Source organism: Methylobacterium sp. Leaf94, assembly GCF_001426045.1.
Taxonomy (GTDB): domain Bacteria; phylum Pseudomonadota; class Alphaproteobacteria; order Rhizobiales; family Beijerinckiaceae; genus Methylobacterium.
Genome location: NZ_LMRM01000009.1, coordinates 26336 through 42927 on the forward strand (window position 1 = coordinate 26336; position 16592 = coordinate 42927).

Here is a 16592-nt window from a genome sequence, read left to right on the forward strand (position 1 = left end):
GCGTCCCACGACCGATCCCTAATCCCCGTTCCCCGGGGCCCAGACGGAAGCGACGCGCATGTTCGAATTTCCCGTCCTCGTCGGCGATATCGGCGGCACCAACGCCCGCTTTGCCCTGGTCCCCGAAGCGGGGGCGAAGCCGGTCCTCCTCTCCCACGAGGAGACGGCCGGCCACCCCGATCCCAGTGCCGCCATCCGCGCCTCCCTGGCCAAGGGGAACGGCACCGCCCCACGCTCCGCCATCCTGGCGGTGGCGGCCCGGGTCGACGGGCCGGCGGTGCAACTCACCAATGCCCATTGGGTGATCGAGGGCGCGCGGATCGGGCAGGATTTCGGCCTGTCGCGCTCGGTGGTGGTCAACGACTACGTACCCGTGGCGGCAGGTGCTGCCGGGATCAGCCCCTCCGAGCTGACGCCCATCGGTCCGAACCGGGAGGAGGGCCGGGCCGGCGACCAGGGGGCGCGCCTCGTCCTCGGGCCCGGCACCGGGTTCGGTGCAGCGGCCCTGTTGCCGGTGGGCGGGCGCCTCGTCATCGTCTCGACCGAGAGCGGCCACGTGGATTTCGGGCCGAGCTCGCCGGCCGAGCTCGCCCTGTGGCCGCATCTGGAGCGGGTCGAGGGCCGCATCACCGTCGAAACTCTCCTTTCCGGCCCCGGCCTGACCCGGCTCCATGCAGGCCTGCACCGGCTGCGCACCGGCGCCGACGGCCCGCGCCTCGACCCGGCCGCGGTCACGGAGGCGGGGCTCACCGGCGCCGACCCGGACGCGGCGGCCGCCCTCAACCTGTTCGCCAAACTCCTGGGCCGCGTCTGCGGCGACCTCGCGCTCACGTTCCTGGCCACCGGAGGCGTCTATATCGGCGGCGGGATCGCGCCCCGCATCATCGACGTGCTCCGGCGCGGCGCCTTCCGCGCGGCCTTCGAGTACAAGCCCCCCTTCGTGGCGCAGATGGAGGCGATCCCCACGAGCGTCATCGCCGTGCACGATCCCGCGCTGACGGGCCTCGCCGCCCTCGCAAGCCAGCCTGACCGGTTCGACTATCACGGCCAGGTCTGGCAGGCGCCCTGACCGATCGCGCAGCCATGCGCACGGGTCGGTGGGGACTCGCTCGAATTGTCGCGGGCCTCGCCGCCCTGATCGTCACCCTGATCGGACTCGTCGTCCTCGCAGCGCTGCTGACGGCGCAGCGGGGCGACCCGGACCTTTATCCGCCGGCGGACGCGGACAGTATCGGCATCGCGCTGGTGTCGCACGGCTGGCATTCCGGCCTCGTGCTGCCGCGGGCCGCTCTGACGGGAGCGGGGAGCGGGCCGGCCCTCGCCAGCATCGCAACGCGGTTCCGCGCCTATCCGCAGATCGAGTTCGGTTGGGGCGAGGCCCGCTTCTACCGGGCGACGCCGACCCTGGCCCAGTTCGATCTCCGCCTCGCGCTCGCAGCCCTGTTCACGCCGGGCGGACGGGCCGGGGTGGTCCAGGTGGTCGGCCTCGAGCGGCCGGTGCGTGATAGCTTTCCCTATTCGGACCTCGTGCCGCTGCGGGTCTCGAAGCCCGGCCTCACGCGCCTTCTCGCTCGCCTGGAAGGAAGCTTCCGCCTCGTCGACGGACAGCCGGCCGCGGGCGGTCCGGGCCTCTACGGGCCGAGCCTGTTCTACGATGGGGCAGGGCGCTTCTCCTACGCGAACGTCTGCAACCACTGGGCGGCACGCCTGTTGCACGCCGCAGGCCTACCCATCACTCCCGTCCTCGATACCCACCCGGCGGGCCTCCTCCTCGACCTGCACTGGCGGTCCGGACTTGCCCCTCAGCCGCCGTCCGCGAACCTGTCCAAACCGTAATCTTCACGCCACGCCCGGGTCAGGCGGCGCCCTCTACAAACCGGATCACGGCCCGCCAATGGCGCCCCCCCGATCCGGAGACCCCTATGACCGCTCAGCCCAACCGTCTGCGCCGCAACGCCCTCGCCTCCGTCGCCGTGGCCGCCCTCGTGGCGACCGGCGCGGCCGGTGTCGGCCTGACCCAGCCGGCCGCGCCGGCCTACGCCCAGTCCCTTTCTAAGAACCCGATCGAGACCCCCGATCATCCGCCGGGCTCCTTCGCCAGCGTCGTCGACAAGGTGAAACCGGGCGTCGTCGCCGTGAAAGTGAAGCTCGACGACAGTGCCGATTCCGACGACGAGGACGGCCCCGGCCAGGGACAGCAGGTCCCGCCGCAGCTACGCGAATTCTTCAAGCGCTTCGGCCAGGGCGGACCGGGTCAGGGTGGTCAGGGCCAGGGCTTCGGCATGCCCAAGCGCCAGGGTCAACGCGGCGCCATGGGCTCGGGCTTCATCATCTCGGCGGACGGCTACGTCGTCACCAACAACCACGTGGTCGACAAGGCCAAGTCGGTGCAGGTGACCCTGGACGACAACCGCACCCTCGATGCGAAGGTGATCGGCAAGGATCCCAAGACCGACCTCGCCCTCCTCAAGATCACCGAGGGCGGCACCTTCCCTTACGTCTCCCTCAGCAAGTCGGCGCCCCGCGTGGGCGACTGGGTGGTGGCGATTGGCAACCCGTTCGGCCTCGGCGGCACGGTGACGGCGGGCATCGTCTCGGCCCGCGGCCGTGACATCGGCGCCGGCCCCTACGACGACTTCCTGCAGATCGACGCGCCGATCAACAAAGGTAACTCCGGCGGCCCGACCTTCAACGTCGGCGGTGAGGTGGTGGGCGTGAACACCGCCATCGCTTCGCCCTCCGGCGGGAGCGTTGGCCTAGCCTTCGCCATCCCGGCCGAGACCGTGCAGGCGGTGGTCGACCAGCTCCGGGCCGACGGCAAGGTGGCCCGCGGCTACCTCGGCGTACAGGTCCAGCCGGTGACGAAGGACATCGCCGACGGCCTCGGTCTCGACAAGGCCAAGGGCGCCCTCGTGGATCATGCCGAGGCGGGGACTCCGGCGGCGAAGGCGGGCCTGAAGTCCGGCGACGTGATCGAATCGGTCAACGGTGCCCCGATCAACGACGCCAAGGAGTTGTCCCGCAAGATCGCCGGCATCAAGCCGGGGGCCAAGGTCGAGCTGACCTACCTGCGCGGTGGCAAGACCGACACCGCAACGGTGGAACTCGGCGTGCTGCCCAACGACACCAAGGTGGCGAGCACCGACCGCGGCTCCTCGGCGAACGGACAGCCGCGGCTGGGCCTCAGCCTCGCCCCGGCCTCCGAGGTCGGTGCCGGCTCCGAAGGCGTGGCGGTGATGGAGGTCGATCCCGACGGTCCGGCTGCGGCCAAGGGCATCGAGCAGGGTGACATCATCCTGGATGTCGCGGGCTCCAGCGTCTCGCAGCCCTCGGAGGTGGCCGAGCGCGTCCGCTCCGCCGAGTCGAGCGGCCGCAAGGCGGTACTGATGCGGGTCAAGAGCGCCAAGGGCGTCACCCGCTTCGTCGCGGTGGCCCTGAGCAAGGCGGGCTGATCCGGGGTCTCCTCCGAGGGGGATCGAACGAGACCGAACGGCGGCCCACCCTGCGGGCCGCCGTTCGCCATGGTTCCTCCAGGCGCACGGACTGGACGCGCCGAGCCGACATCTGAGGCATGGACTCGGATCCGAGCCACCTGGCATGCCACGCAACCCTGAGACCGGGAGCCCCGCGCCCGCGCGGGGTGACGCGGGCGACGCGAGACGTCATGGTGCGCGCGCTTTTTGAACGCCCGCGCGGCCCCACCCGGACCTGAGCCCACCATGACGACGATCGCCGACCGCAGCACGGCCGACCTCGCGGACCTGCACGTGCAAGCTCGCAACGCCTACGACGCCTTCAAGGCCCGGGGCCTCAAGCTCGATATGACGCGCGGCAAGCCGGCGCCCGAGCAGCTCGACCTCTCCAACGGCATGCTCGCGCTGCCGGGCAACGGCGACTACACCACCGCGGCGAAAGAGGATGCGCGCAATTACGGCGGTCAGCAGGGCCTGCCCGAGCTGCGGGCCCTGTTCTCACACCTCATCGATGCGCCGGCCGATCAGATCGTGGTCGGCGGCAATTCCAGCCTGGCCCTGATGCACGACACCATCGTGTGGGCGCTCCTGAAGGGCGTGCCCGGCTCCGAGCGGCCGTGGTCGCAGGGCGAGACGCCGGTCTTCCTCTGCCCGGTGCCGGGCTATGACCGCCACTTCGCCCTCTGCGAGGAGTTTGGGATCCGCATGATCCCCGTGCCGATGACGGGGCAGGGGCCCGACATGGACGTGGTCGAGCAGCTGGTCGCCGACCCCGCCGTGAAGGGCATGTGGTGCGTGCCGAAATACGCGAACCCGTCGGGCGAGATCTTCTCCGACGAGACCGTCCGGCGCCTCGCCACGATGACGACCGGCGCTCCCGATTTCCGCCTGTTCTGGGACAACGCCTACGCGGTGCACCACCTCACCACCGATCGCCACCCGGTACGCGATATTCTCGCCGCCTGCGCCGAGGCCGGCCATCCGGACCGGCCCTTCCTCTACGCTTCGACCTCGAAGATCACCCTGGCGGGCGCCGGTCTCGCGGTCTTTGCCGGCTCGCCCGAGAACACGCGCTGGTTCCTCGCCCGTGCCGCCAAGCAGACCATCGGCCCCGACAAGCTGAACCAGCTCCGCCACGTGCGCTTCCTGCGCGACGCCGCCGGACTCCAGGCCCACATGGACGCCCACCGGGCCCTCATCGCGCCGAAGTTCGCGGCCGTACAGGAGGCCCTGGAGCGGCACCTGGCCGGAACCGGAGCCGCGCGCTGGACCCGGCCCGAGGGCGGCTACTTCATCACCGTCGAAGCCCGTGAAGGCACCGCCACCGAGGTGGTTCGGCTCGCCAAGGAAGCGGGCATAGCCCTGACACCGGCCGGAGCGACCTCGCCCTATGGCCGCGACCCGAAGGACAGCGTCCTGCGTCTTGCGCCAACCTTTCCCAGCCTCAGCGACGTGACGAAGGCAGCCGAGGGCATCGCCATCTGCATCCTTCTTGCATCCCTGGAGGCCGAGCACCGGGCCCGCGCGCGCTCGGCGGCCTGACCCCTCTGACGCAATCCGGAAACGTCGGCGCCGGATGATGCGGCGCCTATCCGGGAGGCAACGCGATGGTGGCCCTGAGGACGTTGACCCCGAGAACGCTGCAACGCGCCGGCGCTCATGTTTTGCCCGGCCTGGCTTTCTGCATCCTCATGGCCGAGGCGGCCCCGGCCCAGGCGCGCACCGCCTGGGCGTCCGGCACCTTCGTCTACGCCGACCTTTGTACCCTGCCGCAGACCGGCACGCGCAGCGGCCAGCGCATCACCCTGCGACGCTCACCGAACGGGGACGGGCTGACCTACGAGGGGGCCGAGCAGCGTGGCCCCCGCGCTGCCGCCGACGTCACCCTCGACGACGCCACCAAGGCGATCCGCTTCGCGGTTGAGACGGAGGTCGGGCCGCTCCACTTCCAAGGCGTCGCCGGCGCAGATGCTCTCACCGGCACCTTCGAGGACGAGGCGGGCGCACATGCGGTGTCCCTGCCGCGGGCCCTACGCTCCCATGCTCACGAGGCCTGCCACGGCGACACCACGGGTTCGATCACCCCGCGGCGGTAAGTGGTGGGCGCGGTCCGTCTCCTGCGCTAGATCGGACTGATGACGCTTTCCTTCCGGCTCGCCGCGATCCTGCTTTCCCCGATGCTGTACGCTGCGGCTCCGGCGGCGGCGGATGGCTGCGATGCCCTCGCCGCACGGATGATCCGCGCCACCGGGGCTTCCCTGGCCGGTCGCGAGGGGACACGCGCCGTATTCCGCGCAGCCGATGCCGAGCGGATGAGCCTCGATTGCCGGGCGCACCGGATGGCCTTCTCCGCCCTGGAACGGGAGCCGGCTCGCCGCTACTACGCGCTGATCGGCCTCGCCGCCGGGGCGCTCACCGGCGCGAAACCCGAGGCTGTCGAGACCCTCGCCCTCAGTCTGCACCAGGGCGCCCTGGTCACGGGACGCCCCCAGGAGGGCGTTGTAGGGCGCGCTGCGCTCCGCTGCGAGACGGCGCCCGATACCGACCCGTTCGTGTCGCCGCGGACCCTCTGCGTGCTGATCCCCAGCACCCGGGGCGTGCTTCGCCGCCATGCCGGCCTTCCCGTGGCAGCGCAGGCGGGCTAGACCGGCGCCATGCCTCAGATCGCTTCATCCGAGACCGCGTCTTCCACCGCTCCCATCGTGATGGCCGGTTCGGTCGCGTTCGCGAACCACCTACCCTTCGCGCTGATCGCCGGCCCGTGCCAGCTCGAGAGTCGCGATCACGCGGTCGAGATCGCCGATGCCCTGAAGGCGATGACCGACCGCCTCGGAATCGGCCTCGTGTTCAAGGCCTCTTTCGACAAGGCCAACCGGACCTCCGGCACCACCGCGCGCGGCCTCGGCCTCGCCGGGGCCCTGCCGATCTTCTCGGAGATCAAGGAGCGCTTCGGCCTGCCCGTCCTGACCGACGTGCACGAGGCAGCGCAATGCGCGGCTGCGGCCGAGGTGATCGACGTGCTCCAGATCCCGGCCTTCCTCTGCCGGCAGACCGACCTCCTTCTCGCGGCCGCCGCCACCGGCCGAGTGGTGAATGTGAAGAAAGGTCAGTTCCTCGCACCCTGGGACATGGCCCACGTGGCCGCGAAGGTGACCAGGGCAGGCAATCCCAACGTGCTGGTGACCGAGCGCGGCGCCTCGTTCGGCTACAACACCCTCGTCTCCGACATGCGCAGCCTGCCGATCATGGCGCAGGTGACCCACGGCGCCCCAGTGGTGTTCGACGCCACCCACTCGGTGCAGCAGCCGGGTGGTCAGGGCGCGACCTCGGGCGGTCAGCGAGAGTTCGTCGCCGTGCTCGCTCGCGCGGCCGTAGCGGTGGGCGTTGCCGGCCTGTTCATCGAGACGCATCCCGACCCGGACCAGGCCCCCTCGGATGGACCGAACATGGTGCCCCTGACGGCGATGCCGGCGCTGCTCGCCGAGTTGCAGGCCTTCGATCGCCTCGCCAAGGCGCGGATCGTCGGCCAGGCCCCCTGAGATTGAGGAAAACCGTCAATCTGGATCCGGCAAGTCCAGGCACGGGCTCGACAACTCCGGACGGCTGAAGCGATTCACCAAGGGCGAAGAACCACGTTGCGCTTTGTTCATCTGGGAAAGCGGACGGGAACGATCGGGACATCCTGACGTTGGAAGATCCAATTCGTTCTCGAATGCTGTGGGATACCATGCGCAAGCTCGCTCTGATTTCTGCCCTTACCCTTTCGCTCGGCGGTCTCGCCGCTGCCACCTCCGCCGAGGCCGGGCCGCGTGGCCATGGTTACGGTCATGGGGGCTACGGTCATGGCCATGCCTACGGCCATCGCGGCTATGGTCGCGGCTACGCGTATGGCGGTCGTCGTCGTGGGATCGGAACCGGCGCGGCCGTCGGTCTCGGCATTGCCGGTCTAGCGGCGGGCGCAATCGCTGCGGGCGCTGCGCGGGATTCCTATTATCGCGACGGTTATGCGCGTCCTGCCTATGGCTACGGCGCTCCCGCTTACGGTTATGGCTACTAAGCTCTTCATCGTCTGACAGCGAAGACCGATACGCAAACGCAAGCAGGGGCGGCCAACGAAAGTTGGCCGCCCCTGCTTGCGTTTGGACCCCGCCCGGAACTGCGAACCGTTCCGCTTCGCGCGCTCGCGGCCATATCGATTTTTGCGCCTCGTCCCACAAGCTTCGCAAGGGGGTTCGCGTCCGATCCCCACGGTGTGAGGAATGTGGAATGGCCATCTTGACGGACCTGAGTCCAGAACAGCGTGATGAAGTCACCTACCTGTCGGGTCTCGATGAGGATGGCCGGATTGGGAAGGACACTTGGTTCACTTGGAACTATGCGGACTTCAGCAAGACACAAGTATGGATGAACAAGTTCTACAATGACAGCGAGGGCACCCCTTTCGCAGCCACGAGCGAGGCTGGAACACCAGGGGGAACAGTCACCTACTCCTTCGGCGCCGGCCTGCCAGCTCAAAGCCAGGCCGCCTATACTTCCGCGCTGACGCTGTGGTCCGATATCGCGGACATCACGTTCAAATACGTTCCGACGACTGAGACGGCAAATGTGCTGCTCGAGAATCCAACCGCAGGGCCCGGCGTTACCTTCTTCCCGAACAACGGCCGCCAGCCGATCGGAGGCTCGGACATCCCATCACAGACCTCCCCCCAATGCCGCAGGCGGTCAAGCAACGATCCAGACATCCGCTTTTCCGGACTTAGGCCCGTCGAACATCTTCAGCCTCGAGAACTCCAACATCCTGGGAACCATAGCCCATGAGACGGGCCACCTCGTAGGCCTCGGTCACTCCGGACCGTACAACGGCGATACCGTGGAGGGGGTGCGAGGCCCGTACGACCAGAATCTCTGGACCTTGATGTCCTATTACGGAAACAGCGACCCGGCCTCGCCCTTCACGTCGCAGGGCCCCGTCGTGGCGGATTGGCAAGGAGGATGGGCTCAGACACCCATGCCCATCGACATCCTGGCCATCCAACGCTTCTACGGAGAATCCAAGACCGGCACCTTCGCCGGCGGTCAGACCTACGGCTTCAATACAAATATCGTCGGCGCATCCCGAGATTACTTCGATTTCACTAAGAACAGCACCCCCTTCGTCACCCTTTACAATCGGGGTGTCGACAACACTCTCGATGTCTCCGGATACAGCCAGGGCAGCCGAATCAACCTGAATCCCGGCACCTTCAGTACCGCCAGCGCCAACAGCTCCGTCACCAACAACATCGGCATCTCTTTCGGCACGCGGATCGACAAGGCGATCACCGGCGATGGCGACGACGTGATCATCGGCAATGGCAACAGCAACGTGGTCGACGGTGGCGCGGGTGATAACACCTTCATCGTCACGGGCTTGCGCATGAACTTCACGATCGACCGGACGGGCGCGCGTACCATCGTCACCGACAAGACCACGGGCGCCGTCGATACCCTGACGAACATCGGAAGGATCCAGTTCGCCGATCCCGTCTGCTTCACCACCGGAACGCGTATCGCGGTCGTCCGAGACGGCATCGCCGGCCAGGTCTTTATCCAAGATCTACGCTTGGGCGATATGGCGGTGACCGCGACGGGCGGATCCCGCCCAATCCGCTGGATCGGCCGGCGGGAGGTCCGGCCCGGTGCCTATCCCGTGCCTGCGACGCAATGGCCCGTACGCATCCTGGCCGGAGCGTTCGGCACGGATGCCTGCGGTCAGGCCGTCCCGGCCCGAGACCTGCGCCTGTCGCCCGGACACCCGGTGCTGATCGGCGCCGATGCGGCGAACGCGGGCGGCGTGCTGGTGCCGATCATGAACCTCATCGACGGCATCGCGATCTGCCGAGAGGCTGTTTACCGGGTGACCTACTGGCATGGGGAACTCGACCGGCACGACATCCTGCTGGCGGAAGGCCTGCCGGCCGAATCGTACTTCGAGAGCGGCGCGCGCGCCTGGTTCGGCAGCGACACCAGGCAGGGCTGGTGGAGGGACGTCGACGGGACCGGCAGTCCGCTATCCGGCCGCTGCCGCCCGGTGGCGTTCGACGGTCCGATCGTCGAGGCTGCGCGCTGCCGGATCGGCAGCGCCTTGCGCCTGCGTCTGGCCGCACAGGCAGCCTGGCCTTGCATCGAGACGCGGACGATGGCGGCCTGAGCCGAGGCCGCTCTCAAGGGAACGGTTCTCAGCGGGCCCGGTAGGGTGGCACACCGGGATCCGGAAGCCAGACGGACTTCGGCGGCTCGCCCGTCTGCCAGAACACGTCGATGGGAATACCGCCGCGTGGGTACCAGAAGCCGCCGATGCGCAGGTAGCGGGGCGCCAGCAACTCGGTGAGGCGCAGGCCGATACCCACCGTGCAATCCTCGTGGAAGGCTCCGTGATTGCGGAAGGCCGTCAGATAGAGCTTCAGCGACTTCGATTCGACCAGCCACTGATCCGGTACGTAGTCGATCACCAGGATGGCGAAATCCGGCTGGCCGGTGACCGGGCACAGGGAGGTGAATTCCGGCACGGTGAAGCGGGCCAGATAGTCGGTGGTCGGATGTGGGTTCGGCACCCGGTCGAGTCGAGCCTCGTCCGGGCTGCCCGGCGGGGGCGTCATCTGTCCAAGTTGCAGGCTCTCGGCGCCTGAAGGCGGTGGCGTCATGGGCAAAATCTTCCGAAGACGAGGAGCGGACCACGTCGTAGGCGTCAGGCCTTATGACGAAATCCAATCATTTCGCCAGTCATGTGTCACCGACGAGTGGCAGGCGCGGGGTCCGCGTGCCATATGGAACGTATGAGCGACGAAAACACGGCTACCTACCCCTACACCCTGGAGATCCAGCCGCCCAAGGCGCCGGGCAGTCCATACCAGTGGGCGATTCGCCGGAAGGGGAAGCTGATTCAGCGATCCGACCGCAATCATCCCACCGAAGCCAAGGCGCGCGAGAACGGGATGGCCCAGATCGAGTTGCTTCTATCGGGCGCCGGAGACCGCTGACGCGATCCGGTCCAGACGGGACGCGGGAGATTCTGTCGGCCCGAAGGCAGCGGGTTACCGAGGGCGCTTGCCGGACGCGAAGTGTTGGCGGATAAGCCTCGGCGGGATCACCCCATCCCCGATGCGGCCAAATGGCGGCGTCCGGGAGGGGCCCGGCCTCACGCGATTGAGGCCTCGACAAGCCGAAACGTCCGGAAGGCGCCTGCATGACCGCGATCACCAACATCGCCGCCCGTGAGATCCTCGACAGCCGAGGCAACCCGACCATCGAGGTCGACGTGCTGCTCGAGGACGGCTCCTTCGGCCGCGCAGCCGTGCCGTCAGGCGCCTCCACCGGCGCGCACGAGGCGATGGAGCTGCGCGACGGCGACAAGGGCCGCTACGGCGGCAAGGGCGTGCGCAAGGCGGTCAACGCCGTGCAGTCCGACATCCTCGACGCCATCGGCGGCATGGATGCCGAGGACCAGATCGCCATCGACGAGGCGATGATCGAGCTCGACGGCACCCCGAACAAGAGCCGCCTCGGCGCCAATGCGATCCTCGGCGTCTCGCTGGCCGTCGCCAAGGCTGCTGCCGAGACGGCCGGACTGCCGCTCTATCGCTACATCGGCGGAACGCAGGGTCGGGTGCTGCCCGTACCGATGATGAACATCATCAACGGTGGCGCGCATGCCGACAATCCGATCGACTTCCAGGAATTCATGATCATGCCGGTGGGCGCATCGTCGCTCGCCGAGGCTGTTCGCATGGGCGCCGAGGTGTTCCACACTCTGAAGGGCGCCCTGAAGAAGGCCGGCCACAACACCAACGTGGGCGACGAGGGCGGCTTTGCCCCGAACCTGCCTTCGGCCGAGGCTGCCCTCGACTTCGTGATGCAGTCGATCCAGGCCGCCGGCTTCAAGCCCGGTACCGACATGGTCCTGGCCCTGGACTGCGCCGCGACGGAATTCTTCAAGGACGGTGCCTACCACTATGAGGGCGAGGGGCAGACCCGCGATATCGAGGCACAGGTCGCCTACCTCGCCGGCCTCGTGGATGCCTATCCGATCCTGTCGGTCGAGGACGGCATGTCCGAGGACGACTGGGAGGGCTGGAAGCTGCTCACCGACCGGGTCGGCGACCGTTGCCAGCTCGTGGGCGACGACCTGTTCGTGACCAACGTCACCCGCCTCTCGCGGGGCATCGCCGAGCAGACCGGCAACTCGATCCTGGTGAAGGTCAACCAGATCGGGTCGCTCACCGAGACGCTGGCGGCCGTCGATATGGCCCAGCGCGCCGGCTACACCGCCGTGATGTCCCACCGCTCCGGCGAAACCGAGGACTCGACCATCGCCGACCTCGCGGTCGCGACGAATTGCGGACAGATCAAGACCGGCTCGCTCGCCCGCTCGGATCGGTTGGCCAAGTACAACCAGCTGATCCGCATCGAGGAGGGCCTCGGCTCGCAGGCGCTCTATGCCGGCCGCAACGCCCTGAAGGCGCTCGCACGCCGCTGAAGGCCTCGCAAGCGCGCCTGCAAAGGTGCCTGAGTGAATCCGACACGGCCGCGAAGTCCTTCGCGGCCGTGTTTCGTTGCAGGCCGTGCCCTATGTCTCGTCCATGTCCACCTACCAGACCGCGCGCCCCGCGCTGACCGTCTATTACGACGGCGCCTGTCCTCTCTGTGCCGCGGAAATCCGGCTGTACCGGCGCTCCGAGGGGGCCGAGCGCATCGCCTGGGTCGATGTCGGGGCCGAAGGCCCTGCGGAACTCGGACCCGGCCTCACGCGGGGTGCGGCCCGGGCGCGCTTCCACGTTCGGCGCCCCGATGGTGCCCTGGTCTCGGGGGCCGCCGGATTCGTCGCGCTCTGGGCCGTGCTGCCGCGCTGGCGCTTCCTCGCGTGGCTCGCCCGCCTACCGGGCGTGCTCGGTCTGGGCGAGTTCGCCTACCGCCTCTTTCTGCCGTTGCGGCCCTGGATCGCCCGGCGCGTTCGGGGCGGTGGACCACGCTGCGACAAGGCTTGCGGATAGGGCGCGCGTGGGCGCAGGAGCGGGGACGGAGCTCACTCCTGCGAGGCGGCGCATGCTCAATCCCATCCAGGCCTTCTGGCTCCGGCCGCGCCTCCTCGTCAGCGTCGGGCTCACCCTGGTGCTCGCCCTGATCCTGCCCTTCGCCGACCTGTCGGTCCGGCTTCTGATCGGTTGGTGTCTCGGGGTTCTCGTCTATTGCGGGCTCATCGTCGGCAAGGCCGCACGCCAGTCACGGGATTCCCTGCGGGCCGAGGCCTCGCGCCTTGATGACAGCGCCTTCACGGTCACGCTCTTCGCGATCCTGGCGGCGGCGGCGAGCTTCGGCGCCGTGGCCATGCTGGTTCTCGGAGGAAGCGGCAGCGAAGCCTATCGCCTGACTCACCTGGCCCTCGCGGCCGCCACGATGATCTGTGCCTGGCTCTTCGTGCAGGTCGTGTTCACGGTGCACTACGCGCACCTCTACTACGGCGCCGATGCCGACACGTCCCGCGGCGGCCTCGACTTCAACGGCGACGAGAACCCAGACTTCTGGGACTTCTTCTACTTTTCCGCGACGATCGGGGCGACGTCCCAAACCTCGGACACCGACATCACCAGCAAGGCGATGCGCCGGGTCGCCACGGTGCAGACGATCTATGCCTATGTCTTCAACACAAGCGTCCTAGCGCTGGCGATCAACATGGCGGCGGGTGTCGCCCAGCATTGAGCCTACAGGCGGCGCCGAACATCAGGGCGCGGCCTCCAGGGCTTCTCGAGCGTCCGCGTGATCGTCCACCGTAGCCTCCGGTGCCTCCTGCAGGTCCGGAGCTCGATCGCTGCGGCACAGGCTGATGAGGATCGGGAAATGGTCGGACTGGATATGGGGCAGGCGCTCGATCCGGCCAAGCAGGAAGTCGGCGCTGAAGAAGATATGATCGAGGGGCCAGCGCAGCAGCGGCCACTTCGCGTTGAAGGTCGGATAGAGACCGCGCCCGATGCGCGGATCGAGGAGCCCGCTGATCCGCTGGAAGAGGTCGTTGGTCTTGGACCAGGCGACGTCGTTGAGATCCCCCGCCACAACGGCGGGACGCCCCTCCGCCTTCACCTCGCGGGCCACCAGGACGAGCTCGGCGTCGCGTGCGGCGCTGCTCTGGCCCGGGTGGGGCGGGCGCGGATGCACGCCGAAGAACGTGAAGGTCTCGCCGGAACGCAGGGTCACACCGGCGCGGACGGAGGGGACGTCGTCCTCCAGGAGGAAGCGCACCTGCGGGTCGGTGAGGGGGAGCTTCGAATAGAACATCAGCCCGTAGGTGTTGCCCTGCGGCTGGGCCAGCACGTGAGGATAGCGGGCCCGCAGGGGTTCGAGCGCCTGCGCCCAGGCTGCGTCGGTCTCGACCAGCAGCAGCAGGTCGGGGTCCTGAGCGGCGATGAGATCGAGGATCGGTGCGTAGGCGCGGTTGGACTCGAGCACGTTGGCGATCATGATCGACACGCCGGCGTCGGAGCGGCAGGCGCCGGCCTCCGCGGCCACGGCCTGCGGCGAGGACAGACGCGTGAACGGGTAGATGCAAGCCACTTGGTAGGCTAGGGCTGCCACGAGGCCCGCGGCGAGCATCAGCCCCGGGGCATCGCGGGCGACGAGAAGCAGGCCCAGGATCACCGGCACGATCAGGGCCGCAATCTGCAGTCGCGGAAAATCGAAGGTGCGGATGAAGCCGGAATTGCTCGGAACGAACGGCAGGAGCGTCGCCGCCACGAGGAGCACGCCGAAGGCCTTCAGGCCCAGTGCCATCCATGTCCCCGCCACACTTCACCTCCCGTGCCGTCGCCGGCACGCCGTGGCCGAGCGTTGCGAAACGTCCCAGGGCCGGAATGGTGCCCGCATGGCCCACCGGGAGGTCGGTCATGGAGCCTGACGCCGAGGAGACTGCCGCAGCGCGCGCACGGGTCGACGCGCTCCTCGCCCGCCTCGAATCCGCAGCCTTCATCGGCTTTTCCGGTGGCGAAGCCCGCGACCTCGGCGGCCTGCCCCTAGGGCGAGAAGCCCTGGCGGCCCGGCTCGGCGAGACCCCGCAACCACCGGCCTGGTGGGACCCGAAGCAGGCCGGATTCGCCCTCGCCGGTGCCGATCTCAGCGACGCGCACCTTGAGGACACGGATCTCACCGGCGCCAACCTCGCGGGGGCCAATCTCGCCGGGGCCCTCGGACGCTCTGCGGGCTTCGCCGGCGCCACGGTGGAGGAGGCGAATTTCGCCGGTGCCGATCTCAGCGGCGCCCGCTTCACCGGCATTGCCGGCGGCGAAGCCAATTTCGACGACGCCATGCTGGAGGATGCGCATTTCGGGGGCGCTGCGATGCGATTCGCCAAGCTCCGCCGGGCGCTCCTCGACGGCGCCAATTTCGACGGCGCAGACCTCTGGGGGGCCGACTTCACCGGTGCAGATGCCGACTACACGCATTTCCGCGGTGCACGCCTGGACGAGGTCAAGCTCGTGGGCGTCAACCTGACCTACGCGGATTTCGAGGGCGCCAGCCTGAAGAAGACCCAGCTCAGCGGGTCACGCCTGCGAGGGGCCAACCTCACCGGGGTGAAGCTCGACGGGGCCGACCTGTCCGGGGCCGACCTGTCCGAGACCAGCCTGGTGCGGCTCAATCTTTCCACCTGCGACCTGCGCCATGCGCGCTTCGCCGGGGCCTGGCTCAACGGCACCCGGATGCGGGTGGACCAGCTCGGCGGCGCGGTGGGCGAAGAGATCGCCCGGGACTACGTCGCCGCGCAGGCGAGCTACCTCGCCCTGGAACAGAACTTCAAGAGCATCGGCAGCCAGGATGCGGCGAGCTGGGCCTACAAGCGGGGCCGCCGGATGGGCCGGTTCCACGCGGGCGCCCAGGCACGGGCGGCCTGGGAGAAGCGCGTGGGCCCGGACCTCGCCCGCCACGGCTATCAATGGGTTGCCGACCGCTTCGTGGAGTGGCTCTGCGACTACGGCGAGAGCCTGTCGCGCATCGCCCGCGCCTTCGTCATCCTGATCTTCGTCTTCGCGGTTCTCTACGGCTTGACCGGTGGCCTGATCCCGGAGGGGGGCGACGGGCGGGCGACCTACAATCCCCTCGATCTCGTGAGCTACAGCGCGCTGAACATGATGACCGCCAATCCCCCCGAAATCGGCGTGAAGCCGGTCGGCCGCGTCACCAACCTGCTTGTGGGGATCGAGGGCGCGGCCGGCATCATCCTGATGGGCCTGTTCGGCTTCGTTCTCGGCAATCGGCTGCGGCGCTGATCGACCAACCCCGATCGGCCGTTCTGCCGCCATGACCTCACTCACCGCGCGCCTCGCCGGACTCTACGAAGGAAATACCGACGGGGCGCATCGCTTCCGCTACGGCCTCCTCGTGTTGGACGTGACCACCGTCGCCTACGTCGTGGTGACCTCGTTCCTGCCGCGCGCGCCCTGGATCGAGGGAATCGACGTCGTCCTCGGCCTCGTCGTCCTCCTCGACTTCCTGGCGCGCCTCGCCATCAGCCGGAACCGGGCGCAGGAATTCCTGCACCTCTCCACCTGGGCGGACATCGCCGCGGTGGTATCGTTCCTCGCGCCGGTGGTGGGGGAGGGGGTCGGCTTCCTACGCATCCTCCGGACCCTGCGCCTCCTGCGCACCTACCAACTCCTCGATCGCCTCCGCGCCGACAGCACCGTCTTTCGCGCCAACGAGGACGCGATCCTGGCCGCCACCAATCTCGCGGTCTTCGTCTTCGTGATGACCGGGATCGTCTACGCCACGCAGCACGGCAGCAACCCGGCGATCGGCAACGCCATCGACGCGCTCTATTTTACTGTGACCTCGCTGACGACCACCGGCTACGGCGACATCACCCTGCCGGGCCCGACCGGACGCCTGATCTCGGTCGTCGTCATGATCTTCGGCGTGACGCTGTTCCTGCGTCTCGCCCAGGTGCTGTTCCGCCCCCCCAAGGTACGGTTTCCCTGCCCGGCCTGCGGCCTGCAGCGCCACGACAGCGATGCGGTTCACTGCAAGGCCTGCGGCACGCGTCTCGCCATCCCGGACGAAGGTGCCGATTGAGCGGATATCGCACCGGGCGCGGCGAGC

18 protein-coding genes are annotated in these 16592 nt (G+C 68.5%); 16 read left to right on the forward strand and 2 right to left on the reverse strand.

The features are described from left to right. The first annotated feature begins 58 nt into the window (after positions 1–58). The 10 genes from ASG63_RS06965 to ASG63_RS26375 all read left to right on the forward strand — a co-directional run bounded on the left by ASG63_RS06965 (position 59) and on the right by ASG63_RS26375 (position 9663). Positions 59–1069, forward strand: a complete 1011-nt coding sequence (locus ASG63_RS06965) for a glucokinase (RefSeq protein ID WP_056213498.1) — start codon at positions 59–61, stop codon at positions 1067–1069. Positions 1070–1083: 14 nt separating this feature from the next. Further along, a complete protein-coding gene (locus ASG63_RS06970; RefSeq protein ID WP_082559206.1) occupies positions 1084–1836 on the forward strand; it encodes a DUF2459 domain-containing protein in 753 nt (250 codons plus the stop codon). An 86-nt stretch (positions 1837–1922) separates the two neighbouring features. Continuing rightward, positions 1923–3452 (forward strand): Do family serine endopeptidase, encoded by a 1530-nt coding sequence (locus tag ASG63_RS06975; RefSeq protein WP_056213500.1) that lies wholly within the window; start codon positions 1923–1925, stop codon positions 3450–3452. A 267-nt stretch (positions 3453–3719) separates the two neighbouring features. Further along, positions 3720–5015 carry an aminotransferase class I/II-fold pyridoxal phosphate-dependent enzyme gene (locus ASG63_RS06980; protein WP_056213502.1) on the forward strand — a complete coding sequence of 432 codons (1296 nt, stop codon included), beginning with the start codon at positions 3720–3722 and terminating at the stop codon, positions 5013–5015. A gap of 122 nt (positions 5016–5137) precedes the next feature. Then, positions 5138–5569 carry a hypothetical protein gene (locus ASG63_RS06985; RefSeq protein WP_244479838.1) on the forward strand — a complete coding sequence of 144 codons (432 nt, stop codon included), beginning with the start codon at positions 5138–5140 and terminating at the stop codon, positions 5567–5569. Positions 5570–5608: 39 nt separating this feature from the next. Then, positions 5609–6118, forward strand: a complete 510-nt coding sequence (locus ASG63_RS06990; RefSeq protein WP_056213504.1) for a hypothetical protein — start codon at positions 5609–5611, stop codon at positions 6116–6118. Between the two features lie 60 nt (positions 6119–6178). After that, positions 6179–7012 (forward strand): 3-deoxy-8-phosphooctulonate synthase, encoded by an 834-nt coding sequence (kdsA, locus tag ASG63_RS06995; protein ID WP_200927193.1) that lies wholly within the window; start codon positions 6179–6181, stop codon positions 7010–7012. A 188-nt stretch (positions 7013–7200) separates the two neighbouring features. Beyond that, positions 7201–7530 (forward strand): hypothetical protein, encoded by a 330-nt coding sequence (locus tag ASG63_RS24025; RefSeq protein WP_082487217.1) that lies wholly within the window; start codon positions 7201–7203, stop codon positions 7528–7530. 209 nt (positions 7531–7739) lie between these two features. Continuing rightward, positions 7740–8291, forward strand: a complete 552-nt coding sequence (locus ASG63_RS26370; RefSeq protein ID WP_244479839.1) for a hypothetical protein — start codon at positions 7740–7742, stop codon at positions 8289–8291. Positions 8292–8481: 190 nt separating this feature from the next. Then, positions 8482–9663 carry a Hint domain-containing protein gene (locus ASG63_RS26375; RefSeq protein ID WP_244479840.1) on the forward strand — a complete coding sequence of 394 codons (1182 nt, stop codon included), beginning with the start codon at positions 8482–8484 and terminating at the stop codon, positions 9661–9663. A 28-nt stretch (positions 9664–9691) separates the two neighbouring features. On the opposite strand, the gene queF is transcribed toward ASG63_RS26375, so the two are convergent. Then, a complete protein-coding gene (gene queF, locus ASG63_RS07005; protein WP_056213513.1) occupies positions 9692–10156 on the reverse strand; it encodes a preQ(1) synthase in 465 nt (154 codons plus the stop codon). 132 nt (positions 10157–10288) lie between these two features. Between queF and ASG63_RS07010 the strand changes: the two genes are divergently transcribed. The 4 genes from ASG63_RS07010 (at position 10289) to ASG63_RS07025 (ending at position 13208) form a co-directional block, all read left to right on the forward strand. After that, positions 10289–10492, forward strand: a complete 204-nt coding sequence (locus tag ASG63_RS07010; protein ID WP_056183260.1) for a hypothetical protein — start codon at positions 10289–10291, stop codon at positions 10490–10492. 206 nt (positions 10493–10698) lie between these two features. Next, on the forward strand, positions 10699–11988 hold the full coding sequence (eno, locus tag ASG63_RS07015; protein ID WP_056213515.1) for a phosphopyruvate hydratase: 1290 nt from the start codon (positions 10699–10701) through the stop codon (positions 11986–11988). Positions 11989–12091: 103 nt separating this feature from the next. After that, on the forward strand, positions 12092–12502 hold the full coding sequence (locus ASG63_RS07020; RefSeq protein WP_056213613.1) for a thiol-disulfide oxidoreductase DCC family protein: 411 nt from the start codon (positions 12092–12094) through the stop codon (positions 12500–12502). A 52-nt stretch (positions 12503–12554) separates the two neighbouring features. Continuing rightward, on the forward strand, positions 12555–13208 hold the full coding sequence (locus tag ASG63_RS07025) for a DUF1345 domain-containing protein (RefSeq protein ID WP_056213518.1): 654 nt from the start codon (positions 12555–12557) through the stop codon (positions 13206–13208). A gap of 21 nt (positions 13209–13229) precedes the next feature. Here ASG63_RS07025 and ASG63_RS07030 read toward each other — a convergent pair whose 3' ends face one another. Then, positions 13230–14273, reverse strand: a complete 1044-nt coding sequence (locus ASG63_RS07030; protein WP_056213520.1) for an endonuclease/exonuclease/phosphatase family protein — start codon at positions 14271–14273, stop codon at positions 13230–13232. A 113-nt stretch (positions 14274–14386) separates the two neighbouring features. Here ASG63_RS07030 and ASG63_RS07035 point away from each other — a divergent pair, with 113 nt between their 5' ends. Together ASG63_RS07035 and ASG63_RS07040 are read left to right on the forward strand one after the other, a co-directional pair. Beyond that, positions 14387–15763, forward strand: coding sequence for a pentapeptide repeat-containing protein (locus tag ASG63_RS07035; protein ID WP_056213522.1), 1377 nt, complete (start codon positions 14387–14389; stop codon positions 15761–15763). Between the two features lie 31 nt (positions 15764–15794). Then, positions 15795–16565: a potassium channel family protein gene (locus tag ASG63_RS07040; RefSeq protein WP_056213524.1), complete on the forward strand. Its 771-nt coding sequence runs from the start codon at positions 15795–15797 to the stop codon at positions 16563–16565. Positions 16566–16592 lie beyond the last annotated feature (27 nt).